Annotated in this window: 12 protein-coding genes; 10 read left to right on the top strand and 2 right to left on the bottom strand. The window is 33.2% G+C overall.

What is annotated here, in order from left to right:
• Positions 1–434: hypothetical protein (locus BOW55_RS19890; RefSeq protein WP_129026121.1), on the top strand; the 434-nt coding region annotated here is incomplete at its 5' end.
• A gap of 26 nt (positions 435–460) precedes the next feature.
• Here BOW55_RS19890 and BOW55_RS19885 read toward each other — a convergent pair.
• The gene (locus BOW55_RS19885; protein ID WP_129026119.1) at positions 461–1,426 is read right to left on the bottom strand and encodes a GlxA family transcriptional regulator; all 966 of its coding nucleotides are present in this window, start codon (positions 1,424–1,426) and stop codon (positions 461–463) included.
• A gap of 143 nt (positions 1,427–1,569) precedes the next feature.
• Between BOW55_RS19885 and BOW55_RS19880 the strand changes: the two genes are divergently transcribed.
• The 7 genes from BOW55_RS19880 (at position 1,570) to serB (ending at position 5,739) form a co-directional block, all read left to right on the top strand.
• Positions 1,570–1,980, top strand: coding sequence for a VOC family protein (locus tag BOW55_RS19880; protein WP_129026117.1), 411 nt, complete (start codon positions 1,570–1,572; stop codon positions 1,978–1,980).
• A 17-nt stretch (positions 1,981–1,997) separates the two neighbouring features.
• Positions 1,998–2,411: an SRPBCC domain-containing protein gene (locus tag BOW55_RS19875; protein WP_129026115.1), complete on the top strand. Its 414-nt coding sequence runs from the start codon at positions 1,998–2,000 to the stop codon at positions 2,409–2,411.
• 18 nt (positions 2,412–2,429) lie between these two features.
• Positions 2,430–2,834: an SRPBCC family protein gene (locus BOW55_RS19870; RefSeq protein ID WP_129026113.1), complete on the top strand. Its 405-nt coding sequence runs from the start codon at positions 2,430–2,432 to the stop codon at positions 2,832–2,834.
• An 89-nt stretch (positions 2,835–2,923) separates the two neighbouring features.
• On the top strand, positions 2,924–3,331 hold the full coding sequence (locus BOW55_RS19865; RefSeq protein ID WP_129026111.1) for a VOC family protein: 408 nt from the start codon (positions 2,924–2,926) through the stop codon (positions 3,329–3,331).
• Positions 3,332–3,333: 2 nt separating this feature from the next.
• Positions 3,334–3,771: an SRPBCC domain-containing protein gene (locus tag BOW55_RS19860; protein ID WP_129026109.1), complete on the top strand. Its 438-nt coding sequence runs from the start codon at positions 3,334–3,336 to the stop codon at positions 3,769–3,771.
• 59 nt (positions 3,772–3,830) lie between these two features.
• Entirely contained in the window at positions 3,831–4,268 is a 438-nt protein-coding gene (locus BOW55_RS19855) for a VOC family protein (RefSeq protein WP_129026107.1), read from the top strand.
• 241 nt (positions 4,269–4,509) lie between these two features.
• On the top strand, positions 4,510–5,739 hold the full coding sequence (serB, locus tag BOW55_RS19850; RefSeq protein ID WP_129026105.1) for a phosphoserine phosphatase SerB: 1,230 nt from the start codon (positions 4,510–4,512) through the stop codon (positions 5,737–5,739).
• Positions 5,740–6,206: 467 nt separating this feature from the next.
• Here the strand turns inward: serB and BOW55_RS19845 are convergent, their stop codons facing one another.
• Entirely contained in the window at positions 6,207–7,715 is a 1,509-nt protein-coding gene (locus BOW55_RS19845) for a GH3 auxin-responsive promoter family protein (protein ID WP_129026103.1), read from the bottom strand.
• Between the two features lie 224 nt (positions 7,716–7,939).
• Between BOW55_RS19845 and BOW55_RS19840 the strand changes: the two genes are divergently transcribed.
• Positions 7,940–8,734, top strand: coding sequence for a DUF2797 domain-containing protein (locus tag BOW55_RS19840; RefSeq protein WP_129026101.1), 795 nt, complete (start codon positions 7,940–7,942; stop codon positions 8,732–8,734).
• A 259-nt stretch (positions 8,735–8,993) separates the two neighbouring features.
• Positions 8,994–10,073 carry a glycosyltransferase family 9 protein gene (locus BOW55_RS19835; protein ID WP_129026098.1) on the top strand — a complete coding sequence of 360 codons (1,080 nt, stop codon included), beginning with the start codon at positions 8,994–8,996 and terminating at the stop codon, positions 10,071–10,073.
• The last annotated feature ends 43 nt before the right edge of the window (positions 10,074–10,116 follow it).

Here is a 10,116-nt window from a genome sequence, read left to right as displayed (position 1 = left end):
AAGCTGAATTTGCTAAAGATTCTGTTCTAAAAGATTTTCAAGATTTTTCTAGACTTGATAATCAGGATCGATGTTATACTTTTTTTTTGAATGTCGTTGAGGGAGGAGAATTGTGTTCTATTACCTTATATTTGAGTATATTGATTCCTTATTACGTAATTAATGTTTTGGTTCATAAAAAACAAATGATCATACCAAGATCTAAAATTGAAGAATTGGAAAAGGAAAATTTAGATCCAAGAAAAATTAAGGATTTGGTTTTAGAAGTAGAAAATATAGTTGAAAAAAAGTTATTTTATTCAAAATTTCCAAATGAAATATTAAACACTAAATTTGAAGATATTAGTTTTCAAGATTCATATTTAGGTGAATTTAAAATGTTTAATGCTTTTTTCAATAATCACATTATTCATCGAGATGAACATGGTAATTAAGAGTTCTTCAATTCTGCTTTTAAAAACTATTGCACCCTAAACTTTTCTCGATATTCAATAGGTTTCATTCCAACCATTTTATAAAATACCTTTCTAAATGCTTTTGGGTCATTATACCCTGTTTTTTCTATAATTTCTGAAATAGAAAGCTGCGTTTGCTCCAGATATTTTTTAGAGCTTTCAACTCGAATGTTTTGCAGATACTCAATTGGCGGAATCCCAGTAACTTGTTTAAAACGGCGCGTCATGTTTCTAGCGCTCGTAGGAATGTCTTTTGTAATTTCTTCTAGCTTTTCTATGCTGTGATATTGACTTTCAATTTTATGTTGTAACATGGCAACCAAAGTATCATTATGCAAATGATTCGGCCTAAAAGTGCTGAAATAACTTTGTTTGTATCGATTTAAATCAATCGAGAAAATTTTAGCAATTTGTACCGCAATTTCATTGCCGCAATATTTCTGAACTAAAAGAATCAGCAAATGAAATGTTGAGGTTGAACCGCCGCTTGTATACAAACTGCCATCAGCAGTTAAAGTTTCTTCTGGTTTTAATTTTACCATCGGAAAAGCTTTTGTAAAAGCACTGCAGGCATCAACATGAGTAGTAGCCAGTTTTTCGTTTAATAATCCTGATGCAGCAAACAGAAATGCTCCTGTGCAAAAGCTCGCCAGCTCAGCTCCAGATTGATGCTGTTTTTTTAACCATGGAATAAAGTTTTTGTTTTTTGCGATCATTCCGCTCATATCATCAGTAGTGAAAGCGGGAATCAAAATCAAATCTAAAACTTTGTTTGAAGTTTCAATCGAGTTGGTTTCATATCCAAACAAAACACCATGATTAATTTGTTCTGCTGATTGAAAAACCATAATGTCAAATGGTTTTTCGGTTTCCTTACTTAATTTATTTGCCGTTTCAAATACTTCTAAAATTGCAGCAATACTCAACAATTTATACTCGTGAGGAACGATTAAACCTACTCTTGTGCTCATGATTCTGTGGTTTTTTGGAAGATTAATGATGTAACAAATGTAAGTAAAATGTCTCAAATGCCCCTAAAGTTGACTTTTATTGTATCCTAAAGCCGATAGTAATATTCTAAATTTGCTTTAAATAATTTGTAACTTTAGATATTATGGAGACAAAAATTTATATAAATCTTGCTGTAAAAGATTTAAAAAGAGCAATTTCATTTTTTAATGAATTGGGGTTTTCTACCAATTTGAAATTTACAAATGAAAAGGGAGCCTGTATTGTTATTGGTAAAAACATAAATGTAATGCTTTTGCTTGAGGAGTTTTATAAAACGTTTACCGATAAACAGATTTGTGATTCAAATACAACCAGCGAAGTTCTTATTTCTATTTCTGTTGAAACACGTAAGGAGGTCGACGAAATAATAGACAAAGCAGTTAAAGCTGGAGGAACAGATTATCAAAAAGCAAGCGATTATGGATGGATGTATCAAAGAACATTTTTAGATTTAGATGGGCATCACTGGGAAGTTTTCTTTATGGATGAAACTCAAATTCCAGAGCAGGTGTAATTTTTAAAAGGAAAAAAATGATCACAGTTCAAAATACAATTAATGCATCTATAGAGAACGTATGGGATTTTTGGATTTTTCCAAAACACATACAAAACTGGAATTATGCTTTTGACAGCTGGCATACGCCTCAAGCAGAAAATGATTTACAGGTAAAAGGTAAATTTAAATATAAAATGGAGGCCAAAGATAAAAGCGCAGGTTTTGATTTTGAAGGTGAATATACCAAAATAGAAAAATTTAGATTAATAGAATATAAGCTTTTAGATAACAGAACAGGAAGCGTTCATTTTGAAGATTATGGCGGCAGGGTAAAAGTAACAGAGGTATTTGAACCCGCAAAAGAAGATTCTGAAAGCATGCAGAAACAATGGTGTCAGGCTGTAATTAACAATTTTAAAAAATATGTAGAAAACATTGAACAACAATAATCTTAAAAAATATAAATAATGATAACAGTACAAAATACAGTCAATGCATCAATAAACAAAGTTTGGGATTTTTGGACTTTGCCGGAACATATTACAAAATGGAGTTTCGCCTCTCCAGATTGGCATACGCCTTATGCCGAAAATGATTTGCAAGAAGGAGGAAAGTTCAAATCGACTATGGCAGCAAAAGATGGGAGTATGAGTTTTGATTTTGAAGGTGAATATACATTGGTGCAGCCAAATAAAAATATTGAATATATAATGTCAGACGGCAGAAAAGTTGAAATTACTTTTAAGGAAACGGAGAATGGTGTAGAAATAATTGAAAGTTTTGACCCAGAAACTCAAAATCCAGAAGAAATGCAGCGCGGCGGGTGGCAGGCCATTTTGGATAACTTTAAAAGATATGTAGAGAACAATTAATTTTTTTAAGGAACAAAGTTGCAGAGAAGCAAAGGTTCAAAGAAAAACTTAGCGTCTTAAAAAATAAGTTTAACGAAAAACATCAAAAAATGACAAAGCAAATATGGCTGAATCTGCCAGTGAAAGAGGTGGCAGTTTCAAAAGCTTTTTTTTCGAAAATAGGATTCTCTTTTAATGAAGAACATGATACGCCAAGTTCGACCTGTATGGTTGTTGGTGAAGGGAAATTTGTGGTAATGCTTTTTGAAGAATCGCTTTTTGCGAGTTTTTCTCAGAACAGTTTAACAGATACAAAATTAAGCTCTGAAGTTTTGATTTCGATTGATGCCGAAAGCAAAGAAGAAGTCGATGAACTAGCCCAAAAAGTGCAGGATGCCGGCGGTACTATTTTTGCTCCGCCCGCTGAAAGTCAAGGTTGGATGTACGGCTTCGGTTTTGCTGATACAGACGGTCATCGATGGAATGTTTTATTTATGGATTTTGCTAAATTATCTTAATTATGGAAACCTTAGAATTTAAAATACGAATTAAAGCTCCAGCCGAAAAGGTTTGGAGTGCTTTATGGGATGAAGAAACGTATAAAAAATGGACTAGTGTTTTTTGCGAAGGATCTCATACTATAAGTGACTGGAACGAAGGGGACAAAATACATTTTATGTCACCAAACGGAGAAGGAATGTATAGTATAATCGAAACAAAAACACCAAACGAATACATGGCTTTTAAGCATATAGGCGAAATAAAAGATTTTAAAGAACAGCCTCTCAATGAAGAAACCAAAAAATGGAGCGGGGCAATGGAAACTTACAGATTAATTCAAGATGATGAATTTACAGATTTGATTGCACAGGTAGATTCTGACGAAAAATTTGTCGATTATTTTAAAGAAGTTTTTCCAAGAGGTTTAGAAGTCGTTAAAGAAATTTCGGAGATATAAATTACAATAACAAAATCAATTAGAACAAAGAATAGTAACAAACAAAAACAAAAAAAATCATGACAACAGTAAATCCTTATTTAGTTTTTAATGGAAATTGCGAAGAAGCATTTCTACATTACAAATCCGTATTTGGCGGAGAATTTCCATACATTGGAAAATTTAAAGACATGCCTGCTGCTGAAGATGGCGGCTGTACTCAAGTTTCAGAAAAAGAAGCCAACCGTATCATGCACGTTTCACTGCCTATTGGGAATACCATCTTAATGGGAAGCGACAGCACTGAACAATCAGGCGATGTGAAATTTGGAGGAAATTTTTCTGTTTCGGTTAATGTCGAAAGTACAGAAGAAGCAGATCGAATTTTTAACGGACTTTCAGAAGGCGGGAACGTTTTTATGCCAATGGATAAAACATTTTGGGGCGCTTATTTCGGAATGTTCACGGACAAATTTGGCATCAATTGGATGGTAAACTTCGACCAAAGGCCAAAATAATTTTTATCACTGTGAATTCACGAATTGTGTAAGCATAGCGCTTAAAAAAATACGAATTCGAAGCTGAAAAAAAATCAAATTTAAATTTTGTTACGTTATTTTAATAGCGGAACATAATTGTTAAATTATTCAAAAAAGCACATTATTATGTGCTTTTTTGCTGTAAAAAAATAACTGTTATTCTTTTTTATCATCAAGAGATTGTCGATTTTTGTCGCTTCGTAAAATCAATTCAGATAACATGGCAATAGAGAATAAAGAAATTATTTTATTAAAAGTTTCAGGACATGATAAACCAGGAGTTACAGCTGGTTTAACAGCGGTATTAGCGGCTTATGATGCTGTTATTCTAGATATTGGGCAAGCCGATATTCATGATACGCTTTCTTTAGGAATTTTGTTTGAGATCGAAGCAGGTTCTACTTCTGGCCCAGTTTTGAAAGATTTGCTGTTTAAAGCTTATGAATTAGAAGTGAAAGTAAAGTTTATTCCAATTTCTCTTGAAGATTACGAAAAGTGGGTAAAAACACAATCTAAACAGCGTTATATCATTAATATTTTAGGAGAAAAATTGGCTGCGTCGCAATTAGCTGCCGTAGCAAAACTTTTGTCCGATCAAAATTTAAATATCGTTTCTATAATAAGATTAACAGGAAGAACTTCTGTTGTCGAAAAAGAAGAATACCCAAGATCTTGTATACAATTATCCCTAACAGGAGATATTGTCGATAAGATTGCCATGACAGCAAGTTTCATGGAAATTTCCAGAACCTTAAACGTAGACATATCTTTTCAAGAAGATAATATTTACAGACGAAACCGTCGTTTAGTTTGCTTTGATATGGATTCAACTTTAATTCAGACTGAAGTTATTGACGAATTGGCAGAGTTGAATGGAGTAGGACCTCAAGTAAGAGCAATCACAGAATCTGCAATGAATGGCGAAATTGATTTCAACGAAAGCTTCAAACAACGTATGGCTTTGTTAGAAGGTTTGAGCGAAGAAGTTTTGCATAATGTTGCTGTAAATTTACCAATTACACAAGGAGCACATCGTTTGATGAAAGCCCTAAAATATTACGGTTATAAAACCGCAATTCTTTCTGGAGGATTTACCTATTTTGGAGATTATCTTCAAAAAGAACTCGGAATCGATTATGTTCATGCCAATCAATTAGAGATTAAAGACGGTAAATTAACCGGTAAATATTTAGGCGATATTGTAGACGGACAAAAGAAAGCGGAATACCTAAAAGCAATTGCCGAAAAAGAAGGCATTCACATCAACCAAACCATTGCGGTTGGAGACGGAGCAAACGATTTACCAATGCTTAATTTAGCTGGTTTAGGAATCGCTTTTCACGCAAAACCTAAAGTAAAAGAAAGCGCTTCAACATCAATTTCAAGTTTAGGACTTGACGGAGTTTTATATCTTTTAGGATACCATGATCGATATATTGATATGATGTAAATAAAACAGTTTGTCATTTCGACTTAAGGAGAAATCACAATCGAAACTCCATAAAGTGAATCGTCAATCTTTGTCGATTATTGTGTGTGATTTCTCCTTACGTCGAAATGACAAATAGAACCTAAATAAAACAAACAAACAAACCTTAGTTTTTCAATAAAAGCTAAGGTTTTTTTATGGGCAAGTCCCTCTGGAACGGATAGTCCTCATGCGACTTAGTGGAATTAATCTTTAAGAGAAAAGACAAGTTTTAAAAAGTATTTTTATCATGAATTGCCTCCTGCTTTAGCTGGAGGTGTATTGATTGGAATAGATTTTTGGCTTTAGCCAAATTAATTAGGCATGTAGAATTTGGCCAAAGCCAAGAAAAAATGCATTTATACCACTAGCTAAAGCTAGTGGCTATGGAAAAAAAATAGATATTAAAATTCGTGCTAATTAGTGAAATTTGTGGCAAGCCTTAAATCCTACATCTCCTTCAACTGCTCCAAATAATCTCTTTGATTCGAAAGTCTCGGAATCTTATGCTGTCCGCCAAGTTTATCACGTTCCTTTAGCCAGTCATAAAATAAGTTTTCACGAGCTACATTAATCACCAAAGGGTTTAGTGTCATATTATTGTAGCGTTTCGCTTCGTAATCAGAGTTTAAAGTTTGCAGTGTTTCATCCAGCACTTTTTGGAAAAGACCAACATCGGCAGGTTTTTTCTTGAACTCGATCATCCATTCGTGTGCGCCTTTTTCTTTGTCTTGCATAAAAATAGGAGCAACCGTATAATCGATAACTTCAGTATGTGTAATTTGACAGGCTTTTGCAATCGCTTGATCTGTGTTTTCGACCATTAATTCTTCGCCAAAAACATTAATATGATGTTTTGTTCTACCTGTAACTCTTATTCTATAAGGATTTAAAGAAGTAAAACGAACCGTATCGCCAATTAAATAGCGCCATAAACCAGAATTGGTTGTAATAACAATAGCGTAGTTTTTATTCAATTCCACATCAGCTAAACGAATTACCTTTTGATTTGGAGTTCCAAAAGTCTCCATTGGAATAAACTCGTAGAAAATTCCGTAATCGAGCATCAATAATAAATCGCTGGAATTGTTTAAATCCTGAATCGCAAAAAAGCCTTCAGAAGCATTGTAAATTTCGTAATATTTAAAATCTTTACTCGGCAAAATTTTCTTGTATTGTTCTCTGTAAGGAGAGAAACTTACGCCTCCGTGAAAATATACCTCAAGATTCGGCCAAAGTTCTAATAAACTTTGCTTGCCCGTATTTTCTAAAACTTTGTTCATTAAAACCAGCATCCACGAAGGAACTCCTGCAAAACTCGTTACATTTTCGTTTTTCGTTTCATTTATAATCGCAGCGATTTTAGTTTCCCATTCGCTCATTAGCGAAGTTTTACTGCTTGGTGTACTGCTGAATTCTGCCCAAATTGGCATGTTTTCGATCAAAATGGCCGATAAATCTCCAAAGAAAGTATTGTTGTTTTCATAAATCTGAGAACTTCCGCCTAAGCGAAGACTTTTTCCAAGAAACAATTCAGAATCCTCATTATTATTCAAATACAAACAAAGTAAATCTTTGCTCCCTTTATAATGACAATCTTCTAAAGCTTCATTACTAACAGGGATAAATTTACTTTTCGCATTAGTAGTGCCACTCGATTTGGCAAACCATTTAATCGGCGATTCCCAAAAAACACCCTGTTCACCCTGACGTGTGCGTTCAATCAAAGGCTGCAGCTCTTCGTAACTTGAAATAGGAACCCTTTCTGCAAAAGTTTGATAAGAATTTATAGATGCAAAGTCATACTGTCTTCCTACGACTGTATTTTCTGATGCTGTCAATAAATTATGCAAGAGTTCTTCTTGAACTTCATTTGGATATTTTAGAAAAAGTTCTATTTGATGTATCCTTTGTTTCAGGACCCAAGAAGCGAAAGAATTTATAATGGATAAGGGCATGAGTGAATTTTAGATTTTAGATGTTAGTCTTTACAGATTGACGTAAAAAACACGAAACTTAAAATTTGAATATCGACAGACAAATATTAACTTTGCCGTTGTATCAAAAATAGTGTTTTTTGCAAAAAACAATTCTATTTAAGGCAAAGATTCTACTTCAAAAGCCGAACTTCTCAGAACTGAATCTAAAATTTTTAAATCAGCAATCTAAAACCTAAAATTAAATGCAATATCAAGGCGTACTTACAAAAATGCAGACTGAACTAGGAAACCCAATTCAATATTATTTGGTTTTTGAGGACAGTTTTATCAACGTTAATCAGTTATTGAATAAAGAGATTGAGATTAATTTTGCAGGTTATGAATGTTTGAATTGCCATAAAAAGAAAAAAATCTACAGACAGGGTTTTTGTTACGAGTGTTTTTATTCAAGTCCAGCTGTGGGCGACTGGATCATGAGACCAGAATTGAGTACGGCGCATTTAGGAGTTGCTGATCGAGATTTAGAATACGAACAAAAAGTACAATTGCAGCCGCATATTGTTTATTTGGCATTGTCGAGCGAGATAAAAGTAGGAGTAACGCGTAAAACGCAAGTTCCTACCCGATGGATTGATCAAGGAGCAACACAGGCAATTACAATTGTTGAAGTTCCAAATCGTTATTTGGCAGGAATTACTGAGGTTGCATTAAAAGATCATTATGCTGATAAAACAAATTGGAGAAAGATGCTGCAGAGTACCGCAGAATCTTGTGATTTGATTCTTGAAAAAGCAAAAGTAGAAAACCTAATCCCTGCTGAGGTTAAAGATTACTTTTACAGTGAGAAAAATGATGTTTATGAGTTAAACTATCCCGTTTTAAATTACCCATCAAAAGTAGCAAGTTTGAATCTGGATAAAATACCTTCATTTCAAGGAAAACTAATTGGAATTAAAGGTCAATATTTAATTTTTGAAAACGGAACTGTCTTTAATATCCGCGGTTCTGAAGGATATGTGGTCAATATAAACGTCTAGGGAATTTACCTATCTGTCGATTTTTATTGCGTAACTATCTAGTATTTTGTTGTTTATGAAATTAATATTGTATTTTTATGTCTCTTTCCAAAGACATAAAGATGCAAATATTGATACATTTGGTTACAATTTTGTAATAAATGCTTATTGAAAGAATTTATTTTTAGAAAAATAAAGAACCTAGATTTGGAAACAAGTCATTAGAGGTTTTATTCTAAAATTAAGAGCGATTTAATAATTCATAAATTATTCGATACAGATGAGTGTTCTAACAAAAGTAAATCAATACAGGCGCAGTATAATGCGAGGTCTGACTAAAAATATTGGAAAACCAAAGGAAGATCCCGGTTTTGTTTTAGTAGACAAAATGGAGATAAAAAGGGTTTTAGTCTGCAGACCAAATGCCAGATTAGGAAACCTTTTATTGATTACTCCGCTTGTTCAAGAAGTAAGCGAAATGTTTCCAAATTGTAAAGTCGATTTGTTTGTTAAGGGAACTTTAGCTCCGGTAATTTTTGAGAATTATGACTGTATCGATAAAGTTATTGATTTACCCAAAAAGCCATTCAAAAGTTTGTTGAAATACCTAAATGTTTGGATTTCGATAAAAAGACGAAAATACGATATTGCGATCAACGTCGATCAAAATTCTTCTTCAGGACGTTTAGCGGTCCAGTTCTCAAATGCTAAATACAAATTCTTTGGAGATTTATTAGAAGAATCTCAACTTGTAAAAAGCGACTACAATCATATTGCAAAATATCCTGTTTATAATTTCCGATATTATTTAACAAAACTAGGATTTGCAAAAAGCAACAAAATAATAGCTCCAATAGACCTTAAATTATCTTCTTCTGAAATCGCAGAAGGCAAAGAAATTCTAAATGATTTAGTTTCTAATGCCAAAAGAACAATTTGCATATTTACTTATGCAACTGGTGCAAAATGTTTATCTGTAGAGTGGTGGGAATCTTTTTATTCGCAGCTTACCGCAGAATATAAAGACTATAATATTGTTGAAATTCTGCCAGTAGAAAACGTTTCGCAGATTGATTTTAAAGCGCCGACATTTTATAGTAAAGATATTCGCGAAATAGGCTCGGTTATCGCAAATGCAGATTTATTTATTGGCGCTGACAGTGGAATTATGCATTTAGCAAGTGCAGTTCAAACACCTACAATTGGTTTGTTTTCTGTTTCAAACATACAAAAATACGAGCCTTATGACAATTGCAGCGTGGGGATAGACGTCAATTTGTATTCTAAAAAGGATTATATAAAAACCATTAATTCAATTCTAAACAACGGTAAATTAAATATCTTTTCGAAAGCTATTTAAAAACTATAGATCAAAAAAAAGCATCCGTTTAACAGGATGCTTT

Origin of the sequence: Flavobacterium sp. YO12, from assembly GCF_004119495.1 — a bacterium.
GTDB lineage: Bacteria > Bacteroidota > Bacteroidia > Flavobacteriales > Flavobacteriaceae > Flavobacterium.
Note: the sequence above shows the minus strand (reverse complement) of the source record. Positions and strands in the feature narration are given on the sequence as shown.